The organism is Streptomyces sp. NPDC004752 (assembly GCF_053601275.1).
The window spans coordinates 1-24723 of record NZ_JBSGBN010000015.1; the positions used below are offsets into that span (position 1 = coordinate 1).

Genomic DNA, 24723 nt, shown 5'->3' on the forward strand with positions numbered 1-24723 from the left:
CGCGACCACCACCGAGTCACCGCCGTCCGCCACGTCCTCGACGACCAGGGCCGACAGCCCGGAAAACACCGTCCCCACAAGGGAGTTGACATCCACCACAAGACCATGATCAAAGACGGCTACTCAACGTCACCACCGACTACGGGCCAGAGCCGTCGGCTGGACAGACCCTGTCTTGGGTCCATTCGGTAGTCCCGTCTGGCATCCCGCCGCCCGCATCAGGCGGCGAGCCAGTCTGCTCGCCGCCTGAAGGCGTCGGCGGCGTCATACGGTGCAGTTCGGGGGCAGGAGTCGGGCGAGCCAGTCGGTGCGGGTTCGGCGGGCTGTGGCTGAGATGTTCGCCTGCGGGTACAGGGCGTCGAACCCGTGGAAGCCCCCCGCCCAGACGTGAAGTTCGGCCTGGCCGCCGGCCGCCCAGATGCGGGTGGCGTAGTCGGTGTCCTCGTCGCGGAAGACTTCGGCGGAACCAGTGTCGATGTAGGTGGTCGGCAGACCCGAGAGGTCGTCGGCCAGTGCGGGCGAGGCGTATGGGGACACCTCGTCGTCGGTGAGGCCGCCGAGAACGGCGCCCCATCCGAACTCGTTCATCTCGCGGGTCCAGACGCCGGGCTCGCCAGAGTACTGGCGGCTGGAGGTGCTGGTGTTGCGATGGTCGAGCATGGGGCAGATCAGCATCTGCGCCGCGATTGCCGGAGTGCCGAGATCGCGGGCCAGCAGGGTGACACCGGCCGCGAGGCCGCCGCCCGCGCTGGCGCCGGCGACGACTGTCCGGGCGGGGTCGATGCCCAGCTCTTCGGAGTGTTCGGCGATCCAGAGCAGTCCCTGGTAGCAGTCGTCGACCAGGGCGGTTCCGGTGGCCTCGGGCGCCAGCCGGTAGTCCACGGAGACCACGACCGCGCCGAAGGTGTCGAGCCACTCCAGCGGGATGTCGATCTGCGAGAAGCGGTCGCCCATGACCATCCCGCCGCCGTGCATCCAGTAGATGCAGGGTGCGGCGGTGGTGCGGTCGGTGTTCGCGGGGCTGAAGACCGACAGGGGGATCGGGGCACCGTCCCTGGCGGGCACGATGATCTCGCGCCGGTCGACTGGCCGGTGTGCGAGCAGGGACTCGATTGGCGCCGAGGGCAGCTGGCGCAGTTGCGCGAGTATTTCCGGGCTGAGCTGGGACATCAGCGGCATGTCGGCCAGCAGCTCACGCAGTTCAGGGTCCAGGGCGGGTCGTGGCATGGTCATGTCGTGGGCCTTTCGCGGGATGATGCCGGACGGTCGGACGAGGACGGGGGCCGCCTCGGCAGGCGCCGAGGCGACAGGAGGGTGGGGATCGATCCGGGGGCTTCAGAAGGCGGTTTTGCCACGGACCGGGACGTAGTCGGTGTACTCGGACTCCTTGGCCAGCAGTCCGTCGATCTGCGCCACGATGGCCTGGGCGGCCTCGCCGGCGAAGATCCGGTGGTGGTCCTCCTCGCTGGTCCAGCCCTCGGTGACGTGAACGACGTCGGGGTCGGACGCGGAACGGCAGACGAGGTAGACGATGCAGTGTTCGCTCGCGCCGGGGCTGCCCTCGTTCAGGCCGGTCAGTAGCAGGTCGACCAGCCGGCCGCCCATGCCGGGCTTGGCGGTCAGGGTGGCGTTGAAGCCGTACTTGGCGATCATGGATGCCTTCTTCTCAGTGGTGGAGTGAGGTGATTCCATTCAATCGTTCTGACCTGCGGAAACGTTAGAATGATGCTCGCTTCTACTTGCACGATCCTCGCAGTCACAGGATCCGCGGCGAGGAATGGTGCTGCAATGGAGGCATGTACCTCGAAGAGCTCCGCACCCTGCTGGCCCGGCACGCCCGCCCCGACTGGACCACGGCCATTGATGGCGTCCTCATCTCGAAGGTCGACCGGTCGGACCCGCCGACGCCCTCCATGTCCGGCACGGTGCTCGCAGTCATTGCCCAGGGCGCCAAACGCCTTGCCCTGGGCGGCCGCGTCTACGAGTACGGCGCCGGGCAGTACCTGGTCGCATCCGTCGACCTGCCCGTCACTGGACAGTTCACCCAGGCCGACCCCGAGCAGCCGGCGCTGGGGCTCGGTCTCACGCTGGAACCGTCCGCCGTCGCCGAACTGCTGCTGCAGGCCGGGCCCGGAGACACCCCCCGCGCCGGCGGAGGCACGCCGTCGGGGATCGCCGTCAGCGACGCGCCGCCCGCGCTGCTCGACGCGGCGGTCCGGCTGCTGCGCCTGCTGGACGAACCTCGTGATCGGGCCGTACTGGCCCCGCTGGTCAAACGAGAGATCCTGTGGCGCCTGATCACCGGCGAGCAGGGCGCGGCCGTGCGCCAGCTCGGCCTCGCCGACAGCGGCCTCAGCCACGTCTCCCGGGCCGTGCGCTGGATCCGCGACCACTACGCCGAGCCCTTCCGGGTCGAAGACGTGGCCCGCATGTCCGGCATGAGCGTCTCCGCCTTCTACCGCAACTTCCAGGCGGTGACCGCGATGAGCCCCATCCAGTTCCAGAAACAGATCCGGCTTCAGGAGGCCCGGCTGCTGCTCGCCACCCACCCGGGCGACGTCACCGGGATCGGCCACCGCGTCGGCTACGACAACCCGTCACAGTTCAGCCGCGAGTACCGCCGCCAGTTCGGCGCACCCCCCAGCAAGGACGCCGCGCGCCTGCGGAACACGGTGCGCACCCCCGCAGGCGTCCTGTCCTGAGTGAGGCGGCACGGCGCAGGAGGATCGTGCAAGAGGAGGCGAGGATAGTTCTATCATTTACGCAGGTCAGAGCGATTCAATGGGATCACCAGTTCTTCCGCAGGACAGGAAAATGCCTGTCTATCCGCGGATCCCACAACATCGCAAGGGTCACGGCATGAAGACAGTTCTGATCACTGGAGCCTCCTCCGGATACGGGCGGGAAACCGCCCTCTACTTCCACTCGCAGGGGTGGAACGTCATCGCCACGATGCGCACCCCGCGTGCGGGCGTCCTTCCCGAGCCGGACCGGCTCCGCGTCGTCGAGCTCGACGTGACCAAGCCCGAGTCCATCACCGCCGCGTTTGAGGCAGCGGGGCCCATCGACGTCCTGGTCAACAACGCGGGCGTCCCCTCGATCAGCGTGTTCGAAGGCACCCCCATGGCCCGAGTGCGGGAGATCTTCGAGACCAACACGTTCGGCGTGATGGCGACGACCCAGGCGGTGCTGCCCCAGTTCCGCGAGCGCGGCTCCGGCGTGGTGGTCAACGTGACCTCCAGCGTGGTGCTGGGACACATGCCGCTCTCGGCCGTTTACAAGGCGAGCAAGATGGCCATCGAGGGGTTCACCGCATCCCTCGCGCTCGAGCTCGCGCCCTTCGGCGTGCAGGCGAAGACGGTCGAACCGGGTGCCTGCCTGACGACGAACTTCGCAGCCAGGGCGACGAACGGCGCCTCGCTGGACGAGCTGGTCCCGGCGCCCTACGCACCGTGGGCGAAGAAGGCCATGGACGACTTCACGGGCCAGGACCTGTTCACCGAGGAGAGCGACGTCGCCGAGACGGTGTGGCGAGCCGTGCACGACACGACCGGCCAGCTGCGATTCCCGGCCGGTCCCGACGCGGTCTGGCTCGCCCAGGCGAAGTGATCAACCAGCAGGAAAAGTAACGTCGTTCTGATGTCACGAGCCGGCCCCCGCGCACACGCACGGGGCCGGCTCGCTGTCTGGCGCCCACACCGACGAACGGGAACCCGAACCAACGACGAGAAGCCGGACTGTAGTACGGGAGACGAACACTGCCTGGCCGAAGGTCCGGCACGGAGGGGCGCCAGGCATCGGCGGCCAAGGCACGGGGCTCAGGATCATTCGCGCTGGATCCCCCCAACGTCCATGGCATTGTAGGGACGGGTAGCGATGACCGCCTCGGTGCGGATGACCTCGTCGAAGCGGCCATCGGGCTGAAGGCGAGCAGGGCCTCCCGCAGGTCACGTTCGAGCCGTACTTCGCCCCAGCAGTCGTTTCCATGCGGCACACCGCCCCCTCATCAGGCCGGGGCACCGCGGGAATTCCACGAAGCCGGGGTCAGTTCATGTGGGTGGGCAGGGAAGGGCATGGCCGGTTTCCCAGGCCCAGGCGGCGATGCCGACGCGGTTCGCGACACCGAGCTTGGCCTGGATTGGCAACGTGGGTTTTGACGGTGTCGATCGAGATGAACAGCTCGGCCGCGATGTCGGCGTTGGAGCGCGCGTGCGATCAGCCGGGTCAGCTCAGTCTCGCGGGGCGTGAGGGGGTTTGCGCCGACCGGTTGTCTCCCGGAGGCCGGTACGGAGAGCTGTCTCCCTCATGTCGTAGGCACCCTGGTGGCCGCTGACCGAGCGGTGCCGGTCCTTCCATGCGGTGATCACCGGCTCGATCAACGGCCACTGCTCGTCCGATAAGACCGACCGGCAAATGGATCACTTGAGGCGTCGGGTGGTGGGACGGCCATCCCAGCGGTAGCGCTTGGTCGCGCGTCGGATGAGCATGCGGAGTGTGACGAGGGCGGCGGCGAGGTAGAGGTAGAAATCCACGGCCTCACCGCGCTTCTCGGTGCAGCGTCTCAGCTTGCCGTAGTCGTTCATCCAGGAATGCGTGCGCTCGACCACCCAGCGTTTCCCGGCCTGGACCGGAGTCGGGACGCCCTTGCGGGCGATCTCGGCCGTGAAGCCCAACTCGGCTATCAGTGCACGCGACGTGGCGCTGTCGTAGCCGCGGTCCAGGTTGACGTTGACGTCTTCGGGCATCGCGCCGAGCTGTGTGCGGGCCGCCGCCAAGGTCGGGCCGAGCAGGGGCGAGTCATGCCGGTTGGCCCCGTCGGAGACGGGGCCAACCGGGATGCCGCAGGCGTCGGAGGCGACCGGGCGTTTCAGCCCCTGCTTGCCCCGGTCGACGGGTGACCGCCCCGCCTTCTCGCCACCGGACGGGGCCTTGGTGATGCAGCCGTCAACCGAGATCTCGGTCAGTCCCAGCCCGATCACGCGGTCGTAGGCTTCCAGGGCGAGGGCATGAACCTTCTCGGATATCCCTAGCTGGGCCCACTCTTTGACACGCCGTCGGATGGTGCGGTCGGAACATCCGGGACTGGAGATGCGCTCGTAGCCGGAGCCGTGGACCAGCGCAAGCACGATATGTTCGAAGACGGTCCGGTCAGGGACTCGGCGGCGGTGGCAGCCCAGCGGATGGTCGGCAACGAACGCCGCCCGCGCGGGCAGGAGCGCGGCGAACTGGTCCCACAGGGGTTCGAGCACAAGGCCAGGGAGTTAGTGCGTTGTGGCCAACCGAGCGGTGTTCGAGGCAACTGCGTGGGTGATCATTCGGTCACGGGTGCCATTTGCGAGATGTGCATGAAGGAACGGGCCCCTTGGTAGAGACGCGGTTGAGTCGGCCGATCTCGCCAAGGAGGCCCGTTGTCGGGCCAGTTCACCGCCGACGCCGTCGGCGAGTCCACTTCGGTCACCCCGGAGTGTGACTGCTACGTCCACCGGTTCGGGGCGATCGCGCCGGGGTGCCGGCTGCCCCGGTATCCGAGCGACATGACGGACGCGGGGTGGGCCGAGGTGTGCGCGGCGATGCCGGTGCCGGCCTGGCTGGAGGGCCGGGGCGGACGGCCGGAGGAGCATTGCCACCGCGAGATGATCAACGCAGTGCGCCACCTGGTCGACAACGGCGTCAAGTGGCCGGCCCTGCCCGCGGATCATCCCTGGTGGCGGGCCGTCTACGACTTCTTCCGGCGCTGGCGGGGCTACGACAACATCCGCGAACTGTACGAACGCCTGCGCCGCAGCGCGCGCACGCGGCGCGGACGTAACACCGAGCCGAGTGCGGGGATCATCGACTCCCAGTCGGTCGACGGCTCCGAGACCGTCGGCGAGAACAGCCGCGGATACGACGGCGGCAAGATGCGCGACGGGCGCAAGCGCCACGTCCTCACCGACAGCGAGGGCCTGCTGCTCGAGGTGACCGTCACCCCGGCCGACGTGCACGACTCCAAGGCCGCCCCCGCCTTGATGGAGAAGTTCATGGCCGAGCCGGGCCGGCTGCTGAAGCTGGTGTGGGTCGACTCCGCCCACCAGGGCCAGGCGTTGGCCGAGGCGTTCGCTCGTCACAGCGTGCGCGTCGAGGTGGCGCGCCGCCCCGACGGGCAGCGCGGTTTCACCGTGCCGGCCCGCCGCTGGGTGGTCGAGCGCACGCTGAGCTGGCTGTCCCGCTCACGTCGTCTCAACCGTGATCACGAGCGCCGCAGCGACCACCACGAGCAGATGGTGTGGTGGGCCGCCTCGATCAGGCTGACCCGCCGCCTGGCCGGGGACGCTCCACGCTGGCCGGAGCAACGGGCCCATCGGTCGTCTGCGGCGCTGGTCTGAACAGCCCGTTCTCGCGCACCAGCCAGCCGCGCGCCTCGAGCGTGTAGGCGCGATGGCGTACCTTCTCCACCTCGTTCTTCTCCGCCGGTCGCCCGAGCCTGTGTGTCAACTCGGCGCCGGACAGCGGATCCCCGGCGGCCGCGACAACGCGGAACACCTCGCGATACAGCCCGCACAACGCCTCTTCGCCCAGACCCGGATGCCACTGCGGCGGACGCTCGTTATACCCAGGCTCCACGCGGACAGGCCCCGGCCCCACCTCGGTACCAGCGTCGACCGGCACGGCGGCGACACCGCCCGCCCCCACCTCGGCGAGCGCCTGCACGCGTTCCTCCCGGGCCACCCGGGCACGCTCGGCCCGCTCCGTGGCCGCGGCAACCTCCTCCTGGGCCTGGCTCAGCACCTCCATCCACGACTCCAGCTCCTCCCGCGCCCGCGCCTCACGCTGTTCGAGCAGACCGATCACCGACGGCATCGCGCCCTCCAGGCCCGACAACAACCGTCCACTGCCTGCCCCTACCCCTTCGCGATCATGCCCCGAACAGCAAGAAACCCCTGCTCATCGGGCAGGAGTTCCGTTTGCCACAACGCTCTGAGCTGGCCATTCCTGTGCTCAGGTTCTGAGCTGGCCGTCAAGATCTGTGCGACCGTCTTGGCGATTTCGAGAGTGTCGACGTGGTGGCTGGTGTCGAGGGTCAGCAGGGGGCCGCCCAAGCGGAGCGGCCCTGTGTAGGTGGCGCGGATGGCTGCCACGCGTTCGGCGACCTGGGCAGAGGTGAGCTGCGGGTCCAGGTGGCCGGGGTGCCGGGTGCGCGTGCGGAATCGTTCGGCAGCGAGGGCGGCGTCGCAGTCGCAGTGAACTTCGATCAGGAGGTCGGCGAGGCTCGTGAGCCTTCCGGGGGCGGTGTCGTGGTGCCACCAGTTGTCGAGAATGGCACGGCTGGCATCCGCGGCCAGTGCGAACAGGATGTCGTCACTTGCTTGGCTCAACCTGTGGCGCCATGCCTCGTCGCCGACTCCGAGGGAGTCGAAGAGGGACTCCAGGATCACGTCCTTGTCGATCACCGGGAGGTCCAGATGTCGGGCCAGACAGCGGGCCAGAGTGCTCTTTCCGCTTCCTGGCAGCCCTGATACGACAACGAACGCAGCGGTAGTCACGGGGCGAGTATCCCGTTGCGGTTGAGTGTCCAGGTAGACCAATGTGTCGTCGGTGTCGAGCCGTCGGAAGCGTCCTGCTGGTATGGGCCGGTCATGCCGTGCTTGGTGGATGCCCCGGGGCACATGTGAGGGGTGCCAGCAGGCCCCGGGGCCACGGCGCACGGTCCAGGGCGGGGCCGTGCGCCGTTCCGCGTCGTCCGTCAGCCGATCGTGTTGGTCAGGCCGGCGGACAGGTATGTCACCTGGCGCTCCTCCTTCTCACTCCGCCACGGCTCGATGAGTTCCAGGAGGGTGCCGGTCTTCGGGGCGATGATCACCTTGGTGGTGCCGACGCCACCGTGGTAGGCCAGCTCCGTCCCGGTGCGCCCGGTGCTGTCCTTGACGGTGCCGACGACGGTCACGCTCTTCAGTTCGGCCAGCGCCCGGAACACGCCGCTGCGCAGTTGCGGGCTGGCGGGGGCGTTGGCGAGGAGGGTGATCGCCTGCACGAAGCCGAGCGTTCCCGCGTCCTCGTCCTCGTCAGCGGAGGCCTTGGTCGTGGTCTCGATCTGCCGCAGCAGCTGCGCCGGGTTCGTGGTCAGCCTGTCCAGACCGTTCCAGTCGTAGGTCTTCGACCCGAGCCTCCAGCCGGGAAACCGTGTCTTGCGGGGGGTCTTGCCGGAGGTGACGTAGGTAGCGTCCATGGAGCGCGTGATGTACGACTCGGCGGAATTGGTTTGGACCTTCCAGTACCTCCCCGAGCCGGCCGACCGCGTGGCGGCGACCTCGGCGACGTTGTTCAGGAAGACCGACGCGGACTGCGCCTGTGTCCCGTGCCGGGTGCCCGCTCCCATGTTCACGCCCGTCACCGTGACGCCGGCCGCGACCGCGGCCAACGCCAGGACGGAGAGAACGCGACGGCGCTTGCGCAACGGCGTCACCACGGCGTCCTGCCGTACCTCCACCCGGGGGGCGGCCTGGCCCGCGTCCTCCCGCACGGCCTCCTCGACCGCCGCCAGCGCCCGGGCCAGCACTTGCGCCGACGGGGGCTCGACCCGGCCCGCCGCCTGCAGCGCCTTGGCGCCCGGGAAGTCCATCAGTGCCTGCCGCTCGGTCATGCCCGTCTCCTCCGTGTCGTGTGTACTCATGCCAGGTCTCCTGTCATGGCAGGGCGCCGGCCCGCCTGGCGGGCCGGCCCGAGCCGTTCGCGCAACCGGCCCCGGGCCCGGTGCAGCCGCGAGCGGGCCGTCCCTGACGGGATGCCCACGGCGGCGGCCGCCTCGGCCGGCGTCAGTTGCTCCCAACTGACGAGGAGCATCACCTCCCGCTCCTCTACGGGCAGTTCGGCCAGCGCGCCGCGCAGCGCGGGCGCCAGCGCCGCCGCGTCCAGCCGCTGGTCCACCGCTTGCCACGGGTCGGTGACCTGTTCCCCCGGCGGGACCTCTGTCCGCGCGGCCCGCCGCACAGTGCCGGCGAGGACGTTGCGGGCCACCCCGAACAGCCAGCCTCGCGCGGATCCGCGCGAGGCGTCGAAGGTGCGCCGCGCGGCGAACGCCTGCAGCCAGGCCTCGGCCAGCAGATCGTCCGCCGCGCCGGGCATCCGCCGCGCGAAGTAGCCGTGCAGGGCCGCCGAGTACCTCTCGACCAGGGGCGTGAACTCCGCCGGATCCTCGGCGGACATGGACAGTTGGGTGTCACTGTCACGATCGCCGTACGCGTCGTGCTCCGATTCCACGGAAGCTCCCTCTCCGACCGCCGGACGACGGTCTCACCCCGTACTTGTCACACCGCGCCGATTGCGTTCGCGCCCCACCCCAGCAAGGGCGGCAACAACGATGGGGCGTCATGTCGCCCGGCGCATCGCCGCCTCATCGCGACGGCATCGCACGTCGGTTCGGACTGCGGGCGGGGCGGCTCTGGAAAGCGGCGCACACCAAGGCCCGGCCGCGCGCGCCAGTGGCGGCGCAGATCTCTACGTGAAGGGTGAGAGCTCTGAACTTAGAACTCCTAACCTCGCTGTTTGGCTTGGGTACGACTGCTGTTGAGGCGGAAAAACAAAAGTGCCCTTCCGGCCTGGGACGATGAACCTTGCTGAGAGGGTTCTGTCGGTCCAGGCGGAGGGCACTTTCTACGTGCAGGCTATCGGGTTGCGTCCCAGGGTCCAGGTCAGTGCCGATGCTTCGGGGGTGGTCGGGCATGCCGGGGCACGGCTGCTGGCGGATCTCGCTGATGCCACCGGGCTGACCGCCGCGTACTCCACCGCTCTCAGGCCGCCTCGGCCGCGCGGGACCTGACATGATCCAGGCCGGATCGCTACCGACCCGGCGGTGATGATCGCTGACGGCGGCGAGGCCATCGCGGACCCGGCCGTGCTGCGGGACCAGGCAGAAGTGTTCGGCGCTGCCGCCTCGACACCGACGGCCTGGCGGCTGCTCGCCGATGTCGACGAGACTGCCCCCGCCTCGCCGGCGGCTGCCCGTGCTTCGGCTCGGGAGGTCGCCTGGCTGCAGGCCGCCGACCACGGTGAGGGCATTCCCACTGTCCGCGCCGCGGGACGCGTGCTGCCCGGTCTGGTCCTGGACCTCGACGCCACGCTGAACACCTGCCACTCCGAGAAACAGGCGGCGGCACCCACCTATAAGGGCGGTTTCGGGTTCCACTCGCTGCTGTGCTCCCTGGCCAACACCGGCGAGGCACGGTCCGGTCGGCTGCGGCCCGGGAACGCCGGCGCCAACACCGCGAGCGACCACACCACCGTGCTCGACCAGGCACTCGCCCAGATCCCCGACGCCCACCGGCACAGCACCGACATCCTCATCCGCACCGACAGTGCCGGATCAGCGAAAGCCTTCCTCACCCAAATCCGCGACCTGCGGGAACGAAAATTCCGTACCTGTTTCTCGGTGGGATATGCCATCACCAAACCGGTCCGTCGCGCCATTCGGGCCATGCCCGACCGCCTCCGGCATCCCGCCCCGAACCAGGACGGGACACTGCCTGACGGCGCCGAGGTCGCCGAGCTGACCGGCATGATCGATCCGGGCGGCTATCCGGCCGGCACCCGCATCATCGTGCGCCTCGAGCGGCCCCACCCCGGCGCCCAGCTGTCCCTGTTCGACCAGGACAAGAACCTGCGCCACCAGGTGTTCCTCACCGACACCCCCTACTTTGACGGTGGTTCGGCCCAGTTCCTGGAAGTCCGCCACCGAGGGCATGCCACTGTCGAGGACCGCATCCGGTGCGGCAAGACCACCGGGTTCGGCCGGTTCCCCTCCCGCGACTTCCGTGTCAATGCCGTCCGGCTGGAACCCAGCCGCGCGGCGATCGACCTGCTCGCCTGGATGCGTTTCCTGCTGCTGGACGGCGAACTCGCGGCTGCCGAGCCGAAGAAGCTCCGCTACCGACTGCTGCACGTCGCCGCCCGCCTCACCCGCGGCGGTCACCGTCTGCACTCGCGGAGATCGGCCACCTGGCCCTGGAGAGACGAACTCGCCACGGCCTTCCGTCACCTCGCCACCCTGCCCCGCCCGGCCAGCTGACCGGCAACATCACCCGACCGCCCACGACTCGAAGGACCTGAAGAACCCGACCACCGCGCCGGGCCTCCACCATGCCCGAGCTCTGAAATCGCGTCGCCCACCCGACGGCTGACGATCCGCGACGTCTCATCACACCAGCCGAAACGGCGAGGCTAACAGAATGTCGTAACGCGGCTTGGAATGTTGGGGTCTGATGGGTTATTAGCCTGCACATGAGAAGGGGTGAGCAGCTGCCGTGGATCGTGTCGGATGAGTTGTGGGCGCGGAATCCCGTGGGAGTTCCTGCCGCAGGAGCTGGGCTTCGGCTCCGGCATGACGTGCTGGCGGCGCCTGCGCAACTGGAACGGCGCGGGCGGGCGTGTGGCAGCGCCTGCACGAATCGCTGCCGGCCGAACTGCATGCCGCCGGCGCTCTGGACTGGTCCGGGGCGGTGATCGACGGCTCCCACGTGCGGGCCATGAAAGGCGGCCCAGAACCGGACCGAGCCCGGTCGACCGTGCCCGGACAGGCTCCAGGCACCATCTGATCACCGAAGCGCACGGCATTCCGCCGACGGCACCACTGAACCGGTGGCAACCGCAACGACGTCACCCGCCTCATCCCTCTGATCCAGGCCGTTCCGCCGGTGCGCGGCCGACACGGACGGCCCCGCCGACGCCCGGACAAGCTCTACGCCGACCGCGGCTACGACCATGACAAGTACCGCAAGCAGGTCCGGGCGGTCGGTGTCACGCCCGTCATCGCCCGCCGTGGGACCGGACACGGCTCAGGGCTCGGCGTCCACCGCTGGGTCGTCGAGCAGAGCTTCGCGCTGCTGCACTGGTTCCGCCGGTTACACATCCGCTGGGAGATCCGCGACGACATCCACGAAGCCTTCCTCAGCCTGGCCCGCGGCATCATCTGCTGGTGACGCCCGAGAAACCTCCCACTTTGTTAGGGGATCTAAGTCCGGCCAAGACGGTCATGGCTACGTCGTCGTCCTCGACGGAAGCCAGGGTGCGTGAGCCGTCCAGGCGTTCCAGCAGCACGGCGCTGCCGTCCGGGGCGTGGTCGAGCCACCGTACGATGCCGTCACCGTTCCACGCCCGCAGTCCGATCAGCGCGGCGGTCGTCTCCTCGCGGGGCATCTGGAGTTTGAGCGCGGCGCGGGTGTCGTCCGTGCGGCGCACCGGTACCACCAGTGAGGCATCGCCGGACCCGATGCCGCCGTCGCGCTCCAGTGCCCATCGGTCGAGCAGCTCCGCCACCAGCGCGGGCAGCCGGGCGATCCAGGTCCGTTCCTCTTCACCACCGTTCCTCGTGTACGACGCGACCAGGGCGTCAGGGACCTCGATACCCTGCGGCGAAATCATGGGGGTTGTCCTTCGGGGGAGTGGGCTTCCCACCGTGCGAGGCGAACCCTCATGACGTGGAGAGGAACTGGCCGATCCCCTCGGGAGAGAGCAGGTGGTGGACGGCCCGCCGCCTCGCCCCCTCGATACCGGCCCGCCGCCCGAGAAGCGTGGTCTCGATGGCGACCGTGCGCGTCGCCAGAGGGAGGGCCCGGCGGTACACCGCCGCCCGGATGTCGGCGAGCAGATCATCGTGGAGGCTCGCGATGCTGCCCCCGAGCACGATGGTGTCGGGATTCCAGAAGCTGACCAGGGACGCCAGCACGTCACCGATGCGCTGCGCGGCCAGCCGCACCTGGCGGCGCGCTGTGGGGTCGCCGACCGTGACCAGGCGGACGACGTCGGCGACGTGCTCGACGGGCAGGCCGGCCTCGCGCAGGGTGGCCGCGACGGCCGCGCCCGAGGCGACCGCCTCCACGCAGCCGGTGTTGCCGCAGTGGCAGAGGACGTCGTCGTGCCCGGGCACCCTGATGTGCCCGATGTCGCCCGCGGCGCCGGACGCGCCCCAGTGCACGCGGTCGTCGGAGACGATGCCGCAGCCGATGCCGGTGCCGACCTTGACGTAGAGCAGATGGGACGTCGCGGGCCGGTGCGCGTACTCGCCGAGCGCCATCATGTTCACGTCGTTGTCGACCAGCACGGGCGCGTCGTAGCGGCCCTCGAAGAAGCCGGGGACGCGGTAGCCGTCCCAGCCGCGCATGATCGGCGGGCGGATGACGGTACCGGTGCTGGCTTCGACGGGTCCCGGCACGCCGATGCCGATCGCCCGCACGTGGGAGGCGGGGTGGCCGGCATCGGCGAGGAGACGGCCGAGCTGCTCGTGGAGGCGGGTGAGGACGGCCTCGGGCCCGTCGTTGATGTCGAGTTCCTCGGTCGCCTCGGCCAGTACGGCGCCGCCCAGTTCGGCGACGGCGACGGTGCCGCGGGTGGCGCCCAGGTCGACGGCGCACACCACCGAGGTGTCCGAGGCGAGTTGCAGGGTGAGCGGGGGCCTGCCGCGTTCCGTGGCGACGGTGCCGGTCTCGACCAGCAGGCCCTTGGTGATCAGCAGGTCGACGCGCTGGGCGACGGCGGCCCGGGAAAGCCCGGTGGCGGTGGCGAGCTGGCTGCGCCGGGTGGCGCCGCCCGCGACGAGCCCGGCGAGTTCGCTCAGTGCGGTCAACTGCCGTTCGCCTGCTGCGCTCACGTGTCCCTCGCCCCTCGTACCGTCCACCGATTTATGACAGAAGTTAGCCGAAATATTGCCATTGTCAACCGAAACCCGGGTGGCTAGCGTCGCAGGTGAACCGAAAGGGAGGCCGCGTTGGGAGCTTCGGGCCACAACTCGCACGCATCGGCGGGTGCGTCGCCGCAAGGACCGCCGCAGGGGTCGCCCCCGGCGCCGCTGCGGACGGCCATCGCCGGCGTCGGCATGATCGGCCGGGTGCACCTGGACGCGGTGCGCCGCACCGGCGAGCCGGTCGTCGGGATCAGCGCCTCGACCCCCGCCCGTGCCAAGGAGGCCGCCGCCGCGCTCGGCGTCGGCCGGGCCTTCGACTCCTCAGAGGAGCTGGTCACCAGCGACGAGGTGGACGTGGTCCACCTGTGCACGCCCAACGACGTGCACGCCCGCCTGGCCGAGCTGGCGCTGCGCGCGGGCAAGCACGTGGTGTGCGAGAAGCCGCTGACCACCTCGGCGGCCGCCGCCGACGCGCTGGCGGCGCTGGCCGCGAACAGCGGGCGGGTGGCCGCGGTCCCGTTCGTGTACCGGTACCACCCGATGGCCGCCGAGGCGCGGGCCCGGGTCCGCGACGGCCGGTCCGGCGACGTGCGCCTGGTGCACGGCCACTACCTGCAGGACTGGCTGTCCGAGCCCGGCGACACCAACTGGCGGGTGGACGCGGCGGCCGGCGGCCCGTCCCGGGCGTTCGCCGACATCGGCTCGCACTGGTGCGATCTGGTGGAGTGGGTGACCGGCCACCGGATCACCGAGCTGACGGCGCTCACCCAGACCGTGCCGCGCGACGGCGGCACGCCCGCCACCGAGGACGTGGTGCAGCTGCTGTTCGGCACCGACCGCGGCGCCAGCGGGTCGGTGACCGTCTCCCAGATCTCTCCCGGCCGCAAGAACCGGCTGTGGTTCGAGGTGGACGGCACCCGCACCGCGCTCGCCTTCGACCAGGAGAACCCCGAGTCGCTGTTCGTCGGCAGCCGCGGCGAGAACGCCGCGGTGCTGCGCGCTCCGGCGCTCCTGTCCCCCGAGGCGGCCCGGCTGTCGGTGGTCCCCGGCGGCCACCCGATGGGCTACCTGGACTGCTTCGCCGCTTTCGTCCGCGACGTGCACGCCGCGATCCGCAAAGACGGCACCGGGGGCGCGTTCCCCACCTTTCACGACGCCGCGCGCATGGTGCGCCTCACCGAGGCGGTTCTGGACTCCGCCGCGAACCGTTCCTGGAAAGAGGTCTCCTGACATGAAGCTGGGCTTCCTGACCGCCTGCCTTCCGCAACTGCCGCTGGACGAGATCGCCTCCTGGGCGGCCGCGCACGACTACGCGGCGCTGGAGGTGGCGACCTGGCCGTCCACCGGCTCCCGCGACTTCGAGGCGAGCCACATCGACGTGACCGGGTTCGGCGAGCGCGAGGCCGAGGAGGTACGCGGGCTCTTCGACAAGCACGGCCTGACGCTGTCCGCGCTCGCGTACTACGAGAACAACCTGCACCCCGACGAGGCCCGCAGGGCCGAGATCGCCGCGCACGTGCGGGCCAATGTGGACGCCGCGCAGCTGCTCGGCGTGGAGTTCGTGGGCACGTTCATCGGCCGGCACCCGGGCCTGTCGGTGAAGCAGAACATCGCGCTGGCCGAGCGCGAGCTGCCGCCGCTGGTCGCCTACGCGGCCGAGCGCGGAGTGAAGATCATCATCGAGAACTGCGTGATGGAGGGGTGGCACCCGGACGGGTACCCGGGCAACCTCGCCTACTCCCCCGAGCTGTGGGAATGGATGTTCGACCTCGGCCTGTACCTCAACTATGACCCCTCCCATCTACTGTGGCTGGGCATCGACCCGGTCGCCGCACTCAAGCCCTACGTGGACCGCATTCCGCACGCCCAGGCCAAGGACGCCCAGCTCGATCCGGCCGCCCGGAACCGGTACGGCTTCTTCGGCCGCACCGTCGAGCGCAACGACGGCTGGGACAGCGGCTGGTGGCGCTACCGCGTACCGGGGCTCGGCGACGTGGACTGGCGCCGCATCGTCGACACCCTGTACGAGGGCGGCTTCACCGGCGTGCTGTCCGTGGAGCACGAGGACCCGGTCTGGAGCGGTGACGTCCAGCAAGTCACCCGGGGCCTGGAGATCGCCCACCGCACCCTTCGTCCCCTCATCGTCAGCTGACTCCCACCACCCGGCATCCGCACACACCCGCCCGACACCGCAGCGCCGCCTGCCGCACTCCCGAGGAGGCATCCCTTCGATGACCCACCCCCTGAGCATTCAGCTCTACACCCTCCGGGACCAGATCGCCGCCGACCGCGACGGCACGCTGGCCCGGCTGGCCGAGATCGGCTACCGCTCGGTCGAGGCATTCGACCCGACCGCCGACCCGGCCGGGTTCCGCAAGGTGGCCGACGAGTTGGGCATCGCCGTCAGCAGCACCCACGCCTACGCCCTGTTCGACAAGGACGCCGACGAGGTCTTCGACGCGATCGCCACGCTGGGTACCGACCTGGCGATCATCCCCGGCGGCATCGCCCACGAGGAGTTCACCACCCCCGAGGGCCTGCAGCGCAGCGCCGACCTGCTCAACGGCTTCGCCGCCAGGGCCGCCGAGCGCGGTATCCGGATCGGCTACCACAACCACTGGTGGGAGATCGAGCCGCGGTTCGAGGGCCGCACTGCGCTGGAGGTGCTGGAAGGCCTGCTGGCACCGGAGGTCTTCCTGGAGGTCGACACCTACTGGGCGGCAGTCGGCGGTGCCGACGTACCGGAGCTGCTGCGCACGCTCGGCGACCGGGTGCTGGCCCTGCACGTCAAGGACGGCCCCGGAGTGAAGGGCGAGCCGCAGACCGCGGCCGGCAAGGGCGCCATCGACGTGCCGTCGATCCTGGCCGCCGCGCCCGACGCGGTGCGCATCGTCGAACTCGACTCGTGCGCGGGCGACATCTTCGAGGCCGTCGCCGAGTCGCACGCCTACCTGTCCGCGCTGCAGGTGCGTTCATGAGCGGCAGTCCTGTCGGCCTGGCGCTGGTCGGCGCCGGCGTCATCAGCACCCCGTACCTGACGACACTGTCGTCGTTCCCCGACGTCAAGGTGCTGTCGGTGGCGGACCTCGACGTGGAGCGGGCCCGCGCGCAGGCGGAGGCGTTCGGGGTGCCGGCGCACGGCGACCTGGCGTCGGCGCTGGCGATCCCCGAGGTCGAGATCGTCGTCAACCTGACGATCCCGGCCGCGCACGCCGAGGTCGCCACGGCGGCGCTGCAGGCGGGCAAGCACGTGTACGGCGAGAAGCCGCTGGCCCTCGCGCCGTCCGACGGTGCGAAGATCCTCGCCGAGGCGCAGGCCCGCGGGCTGCGGGTGGGCAGCGCGCCCGACACGTTCCTGGGCGCCGGCCTGCAGTCGGCCACCCGCGCGGTCCGCGCGGGGCTGATCGGCGAACCGGTCAGCGCGACGGCGGTCACCCAGGGCCCAGGGCCGGAGAGCTGGCACCCGAGCCCGGAGTTCCTCTTCCAGTACGGCGCGGGGCCGCTGTTCGACATCGGACCGTACTATCTGACCGCGCTCGTCTCGCTGTTCGGCTCGGTGACGCGGGCCGCCGCGACCTGCCGGCAGGCGCGTGCGCAGCGGGTGATCGGTTCGGGTCCCAAGGCCGGGACCGTCTTCGACGTCGAAGTGCCCACGCATGTCCACGCGTTGCTGGACTTCGCCAGCGGACTCAGCACGTCGGCAACGTTCAGCTTCGATTCGGCGGTCTCACGCCGGATGATCGAGATCACCGGCACCGAGGGCACCCTGTCGCTGCCCGACCCGAACACCTTCAAGGGCCCGCTGAGGATCCAGAAGTTCGGCGAGAAGGAGTGGCGGGAGCTGCCCGTGGCGGGCACCACCGCGGGGCGCGGTATCGGCGTGCTGGACATGGCACGTGCCGTCCGCAGCGGCGGCCAGCACCGAGCGTCCGGTGAACTGGCCCAGCATGTCCTGGAGCTGATGGCATCGATCACGGACTCCGGGGAGCAGCACGGCTTCGTGGGCCTGGAGTCGAAGGCCCCGGCGGTGGAGACGCTGCCGGAGAGCTGGGACCCGGTGTCGCCGACGCTCACCTGACCCGCGCCGACACCACTGTGCGGCCGGGCGCGACCCCCGGCCACCTGGTCGGCCACCCGTGGGGGATGGGTCGGCCAGGTCCCTTTTCCCGCAGTCGCGGGCCACCGGATCAGTCATCTCCTGGTTCGGAGAACACGTCATGTACGAGACCAACGACCGGCAAATCCGCATCAGCGTCATCCACCTCGGCCGCGTACGCTGAACCACGCCCGTTCCCAGGACGCTCCACGTCCACCAGTTCCAGCTGGGCGTCCAGTGCGCGGATGCGATCGAGCTTGGCCCGAGTCGCGAAGCGGGATGCCACGACGGTGACGTCGAGCCCCCGGTCGCGACCGGACCAGGCCAGGGCCTGGCCAAGGTTGCCCGCACTCGCGCAGACCACGGCTCGCGGGCCGTCATCGGCGGCGAGCCGGCTCGCGACCACCTCGGTGCCGCGGCCCTTGAAGCTGCGGACCGGGTTCGCCGTTTCGAGCTTGACGCTCACCGCGCACCCGAGGTGGGGCTCCAGCGCCTCACAGCGAGCGGTACAGCGGAGTGTCGAGAAACATCGGGTCGATTACCCGGCGAGCCGCTCGGATCCGAGCAGTGTCGAGGCGCGTCTCCTGCACGACACAGCAGCCTAGCGCCGCTGACTGACACTCCACGAGCAATTGTCAAAGCCTGCTGGACAGACCATCGACCCAACGTCAGTGTCACAAACAGCGAAGTGACCCGTCTTTGTCGACACAAACTTCGATCGCCCCGGCTTCAGTGACAACCGACCCGAGATCGCTGTCACGCGTCAACCGGCGCCGTGTCCTGTCGCGGACCGTCACTCCCCGATCTTGCTCAAGAATCGGTCGATTCCCCAACAGGTTCCTTGCCGGCCGGCGTCACCATGTGCCGTGGTGTGGCCCCGCGGGAGGAGCCGGCTGGATCCCGGAGCTGAGCGTGCTCGGCACCCATGGCCCGACACCACCGAGGGTGAGGGGGCGAACGAGCGCACCGGGTCCAATGCCTGTTGACAAGCCGCTGCTGCTGACCGTTTCGGTCCTTCCCAAGGGCCGAAACGGATAGACGGCAGGGTCAGGTGGCCGGGTCGCCCTGGACGTTCACCTTCGTGCCCTGCTTGAACGGGTCCTGGTTCTGGCCGTAGTCCTGATAGATCTTGTAGTGGCTGCTGTCGAGGTGGTGACCCATGCCAATGACCCCGAGGTAAGTGGTGCCCGGCTGGGTGTCGTCGTCCCAGTAGTGGAAGATCGTCACCCCTTCCCCACCGGCGCCGGCCTTGCCCGCGCTGGAGTGGAGCACCTGGCGGTTCTTCCCGTCGATGAAGCAGGTGCCGCTGTCCTTGCCCTTATGGTCGTAGGCGGCGTTCACGGCCTGCTTGACGTTCGCCTCGGTGGTTTTGCCTTCCCTCTTGCCGTTCAGCGCCTTCAGCATCCTTTCTTGTCCGGCCTTGTCATTCGTGTGCTTCGCCAGGTGCCGTGCTGTTCTTGACGGTTGCGTGGTGGTGGGCTTCTTTTCCTGTGCGGATGTCACGGAATCGCTCCTTTGACTGCGGGATCTTGCTGGGCGGCTGATGACCCCATCGGGTGGGTGCAGACGAGCCGATGACCGCTTCCCTGGGGCCGCCCCGGCGGGAAACCCTGTCGGAGAGGCAGGCCCGGACTCGACAGCGCACATAGGCCATGGCCTCTAATCGGCCATGGGCCCGTCGGACTGCACCTGGCCGTGGAGTGGCCGGGGCTCGTACAGGGGGGGGTCCGCCGGAGGGCACCTCCTTCAGTGATCCATGCTGTAACGAGCTGCGGGCCAGCCGACAGTTTCTTCGCGCCAGCGTGCCTTGTACGTCTCGTGCGGGAGTTGCAGGTCGCTGCGAATTCGGGAGCCGGGACTGTAGGAGACGAGGTGGGTGGAGAAGTAGCCCTTGTCCGCCTGCGCGATGAGGATGTTGTTGCTCTCCGACAAGCTCAGTGCCTTGATGTTTGACAGCCCGTCTCCCGGCCGGCGCGGCCGGAAGCCGGCGAGGATGCCCTTGGACGCGGGAGTGAAGTTTTCCTCGGGTGCTTTCTTCGGATCCGCCTTGTCGATGTCGAACTCGAAGACGTCCAGGTCTGTCGAGATAAGGAACCGGCGGCTTCGGGGAATCGGCGCCAGGTCGTGCGGCCCGTCCCGCCAGTCCTTTGCGCCGTACCCGGGCACCTTCGGCGAGTCGCGCAGGCGGTAGATGACCGGATCCCCCAGCGGCTTTACGACGTTGCCGGTGTACGGGTACCGGGCCAGCAGCCCGTGCACCGCGTCCAGCGGGGGATTGTCGTGGACCAGGGGAAAGACATTGGTGCCGATGGCCCAGAGGGATTGCATTTCCTCGTCCCACCGCAGGGCGTGGGCCGACGGCAGGTCAATCTCCTGGACCGGGTCCTTGCCGGTGTCCCCCTTACGGGCGTCGAATACTCGGAGACCAGTCTTCTGGCCCTCCGAACTGCAGGCCAGCACCAGGTGAGGGCCGGGAATGAGTTCGACTCCGTGCTCTCCCATAGTGCAGGGAGGAGTCTGGAAAGCGACCTCCCCCGACGGATAGGAAACCAGGCCGGCGAAATCGCCTATCAGGGCAGCGATATGCCGGTTTCCATCCACTGCTTTGGCGTCGGTACAGTGGCCGCTGCGATGAAGGTCGGCGCCCCAGTCCTGCGCGATTACCTCGTCCTCGCGCCGGTGGAACACCTGGAGTATTCCACCGGCAGCCGTGATGAACGGGCGAACGAACGGGTCTGGCGGTGTCGGGTGGGAACCCTCAGTGTCTGTTTCGTCTGCCATGAGAGCTTCCTCCAGTTCGCGTATTTTCCGTGCCTGCCTGCTCGGGCTTGCGGTTCTGGGAATTCAGCCGTTGCTGTCCAGGCTTGGCATCCCGCCATGCCGGGACAGCAACCCAGATGAGCGGAGGCTCGGTCACCAGGTCAGGGACGGCCAGACGGAGGAGATCGGCGTCATCGGCACGATGAGGGTGTCACCGGTGTTGGGGTACTTCAGCGTCATGCCGCCGGAGAAGAACCAGTACCCGTCCGAGACATGGCAGACCGCATCAACGTGCTGTGCGAACTTCCCGGGCAGGCCAGGCCAGTAGGTGGCAGTGCCGGCCGCCGGCCTAATGAGCGTGTCGCCGCTGTTAGGGTACTTCAGCGCCGCGTCGCCGGAAAAGAACCAGTACCCGTCCGAGACATGGCAGACCGCATCGAGGTCGGTGTCGGTGTCTCCCCAGCTGACAGCCTGGTAGTCGGTCGTCTCACTCATCTTCGCCGGGTACCCGTCCAGCGTCTTGAGGACAAAACCGATGGGTGAGTACTGGTCCAGGGTGTGCTTGTCCTTGAAGTAGGTGCCAAGCGTCCCGTCCTTCAGCATGTCCTGAATCACGCCGGGATCGCCACCGCGGCTGATGCTCAGGACTTCCGAGCTGCCGATCATGTTCTTGTAGTGGGCCTTGGCCTCGGCGCTGATAGAGGCGAAGCCGCTGTAGCTGGCACTGAGCGCGGCGCTGATCTCCTTCTCCGTGGCGGTGGAGGTGAAGGTGAACATCAGGATGCGCCCGTAGATCACATCGGAGACGATCATCGGAGGGTTGGACTGGCCCATCGCGCCGAGGTTGACCAGCCGGGTGAGGCGGTCCTCGGTGAAGGTGTCGTTGATCAAGGCGCCAGGAGTGCTCAGGTCACAGGAGGCGGTAAACGCGCGCTCGCGCAGGTACACCACCAACGTGTTCTTGGCTTCCTTGAGCTTGCCCTCGATATCCAGGGAGGCGCTGAACCCGCCGTAGCTGCCCGACAGCCCCAACTGCAGCGCAGTCTCGGTGCTGGAGTAGCCTTCGGTCTTCCGGAAGACGATGTCCGGCGAGAGGCTCGGCTTGCCCCGCACCATGTCCTTGATCACGTCCAGGACTTTACTGTGGCTCGGCACCGGCACGGCCTTGCTCTCACCGGCCGACAGCGCATCCACCGACACCCGCAGCGGGGCCCGCTCGGTGTCCTCGATCTGCGCCGAGACCAGATACCCCTGGTGGATGGCGGGGTCCGCCTGCACGATCGCCCCAGGGTGCAGCATGTCGATGTTCGGGTGGAAGGTGACGATCTCATCCGGCGTCTTGGTCACGGTCCAGTTCTGCCGGGTGCGCCGCCGGCCGTGGACGTAGTCCACCTGCTTCCTGCCGGTGGCCTTCTTCTCGCCGGGGTTGTGCGGGGCAATCTTGCTCCAGGTGCTCCATTTGCTCAGGTGACCGGCCAGGTCCGCCTTGCCGTCCCGCTCCCCTGCCCCCACCGCAGAGGCCCCGGCCAGCTTGTCGTCGGCGTTCGCGCGGACGACGTACCGCCCTCGGGCAGCGGTGTCGATATCCGCTGGCAGATCCAGCGACACCAGGTCGCCGCCCGCGGCGACGGTCTCCTCGCCGCCGCTCGCGGGCAGGCGCACCACCCGGAAACGATCGCCGCCCTGACCAGGCCAGTCCACGCCCCACGAGCCGTCCTCACGCTGGACCGCCCAGGCCGTCCGGCCCTCGTCCCGCGTGGATGTCGTCTGTAAGTCCCCGCTCTTGCTCATCAACTCATCCTCCTCGACGGCTTCTGATCAGCACGCGGCGCGGCAGTCCACAGCACGCACACCCGCTGCCCGCGCCGCACCATCGAACCAGCAAGTAGCAATACGGCGACGCGAACCGGACATCGGCAGGTCGCCACTCATGTCACACCAGTCACGTCGCAGAGCTGTCAGGGGTGCCAGGCCCAGCGAACATGCCCGCAGCAAAACTGCCGACCGCCCCTCCGGCAGCCGACCCGGAGCCCGCAAAACGTCTCGTCCTCAGCGGAGACGAAACAGCCAGTCCACACGCCCCCTGGACAGCGCGGGGGCCAAGGGTTTACGGTAACCGGCGCTGAATCTCCAGCACTTGAGCGTCGCGCACGGAAACTTGCACCGGCGACCAGACCCCGCAGCCGCTGAGTTCTGCAGGCCGCCACTGCGGCGCGTCCCATGTGCCCGCTCTCGCCACGCGCTTCGATGCCGGCGAATCCACGAGCATCTCCGCAGAACAGGCCCAAGACCGCTGGAAATTCGGCGTCGGCCACCGCAGCCTCGAGATCGCCGATGGCAGACATCAAGAGCAGCCTCACGGCCGATCCTGACCGGAGTGGCTCAACAGCCTTCTGAAGCTGCACGTCGCTCACGCAGAGCCTGCCGCGTGTCACGCCGCCACCGCCCCGGCGGCACAGGTGGCCCCAGGCACTGCTGGACAGCGCAGCGTGCGCGGCATGCGCCGCGGCCGCAGCCGCCGTTCACACCGACAGCGGCGCTGCGGCCCCGGGAACTGGTGATGATGGACAGCACCGTGCCGGATGTGACGGTGATGCTGGCGGATGAGGTGCTGGCGCGGCCGGAGCTGACGGCTGCGGTGGACGTGGCGACGCGGAGCATCCGTGCCGCGGTGCTGCGACCGGCCGGCAGCAGCTCGGCGGACGCGTCGGTGCTGCTGGCCGAGATGGTGGCGCCGATGCGGATGCGTCCCGGCTGGGACGAGGCGCTGGCGATGCGGCGGTCGGTGATCCCTTATGAGCGGCTGCTGACGCTGGATGAGCGGCTGGAGGGGGCGGCGGCCCGGCCGGTGATCGTGCCGGAGACGGTGGTGGTGGACCAGGGGCGGGTATTCATGCCCGCCAACTGGCCTGTCGCGGCCTGCAACTGCTGTCGGCCCGAGGATTCCCCGGCACACCCGAAACCCTCGGGCAGTGCCTGTACACCCAGTACCCGGCCTGGCCAGAGCTCCATCCCGAACAGCAGCGCAGGCTCACCTGCCCGGGCATAACCGAAGACCACGCGCACCGCGCACGGCCACAGCGCGTCTCACAGCAGGCCTCGTTCACCGCGGGACTGACTCACGCGCGGGCCTGGGCCGCCGGGCACCGGCACCGGCACCTTGCCGTACCCGGAAACATCCGGGAGAACAACTACCCACTGGGCTCCTGGCTCACCGACAAACGCCAGCACGCTTCCGACGAGCGCCTCCCCCGCGACCACATCGAAGCACTCAACGGCATCGACCCCTGCAGCTCCCGATCGGCAACAAGCTTGCGTTCGGCTCTGGGCCGTTCAGCGGCCGATGTCGTCCAGTTCGGTCAGGTCCTCATGCGAGAGGGAGAGTCCCGCGCCGGCGATGTTCTCGCGCAGGTGTGCCGTCGATGACGTGCCGGGGATGAGCAGGATGTTCGGTGATCGCTGCAGCAGCCAGGCCAGTGCGACAGACATCGGGGTCGTCACCAGGCGGGCGGCGACCGCCGAGAGCGCCGAGGACTCAAGCGGGGTGAAGCCTCCGAGAGGGAAGAAGGGCACGTAGGCGACGCCGTCGGTGGCGAGCCGGTCGATGAGCTTGTCGTCGTGGCGGTGGGCGAGGTTGTACATGTTCTGCACACACACGATCGGTGCGATGCTCTGTGCCTCGGTGACCTGCTCCTCGGTGGCGTTGCTGACCCCGAGGTGGCGGATCAGGCCCTGCTGCTGGAGTTCGACGAGCGTCTCGAACGCCTCGGCGAGCGGGCCGGGCTGGGGGCCTTCGGCGTTGCCGAGCCGGAGGTTGACCAGGTCGAGTACGTCGAGCCCGAGGGACTCAAGATTCTCGTGGACCTGGCGGCGCAGGTCTTCGGGCCGCCGGGCAGTGGGCCAGCCGCCCTGTGCGTCGCGGGTCGCGCCCACCTTGGTCACGATGTGCAGCGTCCCGGGGTAGGGGTGCAGTGCCTCGCGGATCAACTCGTTGGTGACGCGCGGCCCGTAGGCGGCGCTGGTGTCGATGTGGGTGACACCGAGTCCGACCGCCTCACGCAGAACGGCCAGGGCACCCTCGCGATCGGCCGGTGGCCCCATCACCCACGGTCCGGCCAGTTGCATGGCACCGTAGCCGAACCGGGTGACGGTCAGGTCACCCAGAGTCCAGGTGCCGCCGGGAAGAGAGAGGGAGGGTGTGCTCATCATGCTGCCT

Annotated in this window: 22 protein-coding genes and 5 pseudogenes; 11 read left to right on the top strand and 16 right to left on the bottom strand. The window is 69.1% G+C overall.

The features are described 5' to 3' along the window. Positions 1 to 264 precede the first annotated feature (264 nt). Both ACWEKM_RS08835 and ACWEKM_RS08840 read right to left on the bottom strand, forming a co-directional pair. Positions 265 to 1233: an alpha/beta hydrolase gene (locus ACWEKM_RS08835; protein ID WP_451620458.1), complete on the bottom strand. Its 969-nt coding sequence runs from the start codon at positions 1231 to 1233 to the stop codon at positions 265 to 267. 102 nt (positions 1234 to 1335) lie between these two features. Next, positions 1336 to 1653, bottom strand: coding sequence for a putative quinol monooxygenase (locus ACWEKM_RS08840; protein WP_451620530.1), 318 nt, complete (start codon positions 1651 to 1653; stop codon positions 1336 to 1338). Positions 1654 to 1796: 143 nt separating this feature from the next. Between ACWEKM_RS08840 and ACWEKM_RS08845 the strand changes: the two genes are divergently transcribed. Both ACWEKM_RS08845 and ACWEKM_RS08850 read left to right on the top strand, forming a co-directional pair. Further along, a complete protein-coding gene (locus ACWEKM_RS08845; protein WP_451620459.1) occupies positions 1797 to 2702 on the top strand; it encodes an AraC family transcriptional regulator in 906 nt (301 codons plus the stop codon). A 157-nt stretch (positions 2703 to 2859) separates the two neighbouring features. Then, complete coding sequence (locus ACWEKM_RS08850; RefSeq protein WP_451620460.1) at positions 2860 to 3609, top strand: SDR family oxidoreductase; 750 nt, start codon at positions 2860 to 2862, stop codon at positions 3607 to 3609. Between the two features lie 435 nt (positions 3610 to 4044). Here the strand turns inward: ACWEKM_RS08850 and ACWEKM_RS08855 are convergent, their stop codons facing one another. The 3 genes and pseudogenes from ACWEKM_RS08855 to ACWEKM_RS08865 form a co-directional block, all read right to left on the bottom strand. After that, a complete protein-coding gene (locus tag ACWEKM_RS08855; protein ID WP_451620531.1) occupies positions 4045 to 4191 on the bottom strand; it encodes a hypothetical protein in 147 nt (48 codons plus the stop codon). Between the two features lie 107 nt (positions 4192 to 4298). Further along, a pseudogene (locus tag ACWEKM_RS08860) lies at positions 4299 to 4415 on the bottom strand (IS5/IS1182 family transposase); the annotation flags it as partial. 3 nt (positions 4416 to 4418) lie between these two features. After that, on the bottom strand, positions 4419 to 5249 hold the full coding sequence (locus tag ACWEKM_RS08865; RefSeq protein ID WP_451620461.1) for an IS5 family transposase: 831 nt from the start codon (positions 5247 to 5249) through the stop codon (positions 4419 to 4421). A gap of 159 nt (positions 5250 to 5408) precedes the next feature. Here ACWEKM_RS08865 and ACWEKM_RS08870 point away from each other — a divergent pair, with 159 nt between their 5' ends. Beyond that, complete coding sequence (locus tag ACWEKM_RS08870) at positions 5409 to 6365, top strand: IS5 family transposase (RefSeq protein WP_451620462.1); 957 nt, start codon at positions 5409 to 5411, stop codon at positions 6363 to 6365. On the opposite strand, the gene ACWEKM_RS08875 is transcribed toward ACWEKM_RS08870, so the two are convergent. The 4 genes from ACWEKM_RS08875 to ACWEKM_RS08890 are packed head-to-tail and all read right to left on the bottom strand — an operon-like array spanning position 6283 to position 9237. Beyond that, the gene (locus ACWEKM_RS08875) at positions 6283 to 6840 is read right to left on the bottom strand and encodes a hypothetical protein (protein WP_451620463.1); all 558 of its coding nucleotides are present in this window, start codon (positions 6838 to 6840) and stop codon (positions 6283 to 6285) included. The two genes, ACWEKM_RS08870 and ACWEKM_RS08875, sit on opposite strands and share 83 nt — an antisense overlap. 41 nt (positions 6841 to 6881) lie before the next feature. After that, on the bottom strand, positions 6882 to 7685 hold the full coding sequence (locus ACWEKM_RS08880; RefSeq protein ID WP_451620464.1) for an AAA family ATPase: 804 nt from the start codon (positions 7683 to 7685) through the stop codon (positions 6882 to 6884). A 38-nt stretch (positions 7686 to 7723) separates the two neighbouring features. After that, positions 7724 to 8650, bottom strand: coding sequence for a hypothetical protein (locus ACWEKM_RS08885; protein ID WP_451620465.1), 927 nt, complete (start codon positions 8648 to 8650; stop codon positions 7724 to 7726). Continuing rightward, positions 8647 to 9237 (bottom strand): RNA polymerase sigma factor, encoded by a 591-nt coding sequence (locus ACWEKM_RS08890; protein WP_451620466.1) that lies wholly within the window; start codon positions 9235 to 9237, stop codon positions 8647 to 8649. The genes ACWEKM_RS08885 and ACWEKM_RS08890 overlap by 4 nt, the downstream gene beginning before the upstream one ends. 346 nt (positions 9238 to 9583) lie before the next feature. On the opposite strand from ACWEKM_RS08890, the pseudogene ACWEKM_RS08895 reads away from it, so the two are divergent. Further along, a pseudogene (locus ACWEKM_RS08895) lies at positions 9584 to 11041 on the top strand (IS1380 family transposase). A 264-nt stretch (positions 11042 to 11305) separates the two neighbouring features. Further along, positions 11306 to 11951 (top strand): annotated as a pseudogene (locus ACWEKM_RS08900) (IS5 family transposase); the annotation flags it as partial. A gap of 34 nt (positions 11952 to 11985) precedes the next feature. Here ACWEKM_RS08900 and ACWEKM_RS08905 read toward each other — a convergent pair. Next, a pseudogene (locus ACWEKM_RS08905) lies at positions 11986 to 12393 on the bottom strand (aminoglycoside phosphotransferase family protein); the annotation flags it as partial. Positions 12394 to 12442: 49 nt separating this feature from the next. After that, complete coding sequence (locus ACWEKM_RS08910) at positions 12443 to 13618, bottom strand: ROK family protein (RefSeq protein ID WP_451620467.1); 1176 nt, start codon at positions 13616 to 13618, stop codon at positions 12443 to 12445. Positions 13619 to 13735: 117 nt separating this feature from the next. On the opposite strand from ACWEKM_RS08910, the gene ACWEKM_RS08915 reads away from it, so the two are divergent. The 4 genes from ACWEKM_RS08915 to ACWEKM_RS08930 all read left to right on the top strand — a co-directional run bounded on the left by ACWEKM_RS08915 (position 13736) and on the right by ACWEKM_RS08930 (position 17729). Beyond that, the gene (locus ACWEKM_RS08915) at positions 13736 to 14881 is read left to right on the top strand and encodes a Gfo/Idh/MocA family protein (protein WP_451620468.1); all 1146 of its coding nucleotides are present in this window, start codon (positions 13736 to 13738) and stop codon (positions 14879 to 14881) included. 1 nt (position 14882) lies between these two features. Next, positions 14883 to 15803, top strand: coding sequence for a sugar phosphate isomerase/epimerase family protein (locus tag ACWEKM_RS08920; RefSeq protein WP_451620469.1), 921 nt, complete (start codon positions 14883 to 14885; stop codon positions 15801 to 15803). 79 nt (positions 15804 to 15882) lie between these two features. After that, complete coding sequence (locus ACWEKM_RS08925) at positions 15883 to 16629, top strand: sugar phosphate isomerase/epimerase family protein (RefSeq protein ID WP_451620470.1); 747 nt, start codon at positions 15883 to 15885, stop codon at positions 16627 to 16629. Next, positions 16626 to 17729, top strand: coding sequence for a Gfo/Idh/MocA family protein (locus ACWEKM_RS08930; RefSeq protein ID WP_451620471.1), 1104 nt, complete (start codon positions 16626 to 16628; stop codon positions 17727 to 17729). Before ACWEKM_RS08925 ends, ACWEKM_RS08930 begins: the two co-directional genes overlap by 4 nt. A 229-nt stretch (positions 17730 to 17958) precedes the next feature. Here ACWEKM_RS08930 and ACWEKM_RS08935 read toward each other — a convergent pair. The 4 genes and pseudogenes from ACWEKM_RS08935 to ACWEKM_RS08950 all read right to left on the bottom strand — a co-directional run. Next, positions 17959 to 18337 (bottom strand): annotated as a pseudogene (locus tag ACWEKM_RS08935) (pyridoxal-phosphate dependent enzyme); the annotation flags it as partial. A 457-nt stretch (positions 18338 to 18794) separates the two neighbouring features. Next, positions 18795 to 19250, bottom strand: coding sequence for a hypothetical protein (locus tag ACWEKM_RS08940; protein WP_451620472.1), 456 nt, complete (start codon positions 19248 to 19250; stop codon positions 18795 to 18797). 243 nt (positions 19251 to 19493) lie between these two features. Beyond that, positions 19494 to 20528 carry a hypothetical protein gene (locus ACWEKM_RS08945; RefSeq protein WP_451620473.1) on the bottom strand — a complete coding sequence of 345 codons (1035 nt, stop codon included), beginning with the start codon at positions 20526 to 20528 and terminating at the stop codon, positions 19494 to 19496. A gap of 132 nt (positions 20529 to 20660) precedes the next feature. Next, on the bottom strand, positions 20661 to 22298 hold the full coding sequence (locus ACWEKM_RS08950; protein WP_451620474.1) for a thiol-activated cytolysin family protein: 1638 nt from the start codon (positions 22296 to 22298) through the stop codon (positions 20661 to 20663). 769 nt (positions 22299 to 23067) lie between these two features. Here ACWEKM_RS08950 and ACWEKM_RS08955 point away from each other — a divergent pair. Further along, the gene (locus ACWEKM_RS08955) at positions 23068 to 23556 is read left to right on the top strand and encodes a hypothetical protein (RefSeq protein WP_451620475.1); all 489 of its coding nucleotides are present in this window, start codon (positions 23068 to 23070) and stop codon (positions 23554 to 23556) included. Next, positions 23553 to 23933, top strand: coding sequence for a helicase associated domain-containing protein (locus ACWEKM_RS08960; protein WP_451620532.1), 381 nt, complete (start codon positions 23553 to 23555; stop codon positions 23931 to 23933). The genes ACWEKM_RS08955 and ACWEKM_RS08960 overlap by 4 nt, the downstream gene beginning before the upstream one ends. On the opposite strand, the gene ACWEKM_RS08965 is transcribed toward ACWEKM_RS08960, so the two are convergent. Next, positions 23841 to 24713, bottom strand: coding sequence for an aldo/keto reductase family oxidoreductase (locus ACWEKM_RS08965; protein WP_451620476.1), 873 nt, complete (start codon positions 24711 to 24713; stop codon positions 23841 to 23843). The genes ACWEKM_RS08960 and ACWEKM_RS08965 overlap by 93 nt on opposite strands. Positions 24714 to 24723 lie beyond the last annotated feature (10 nt).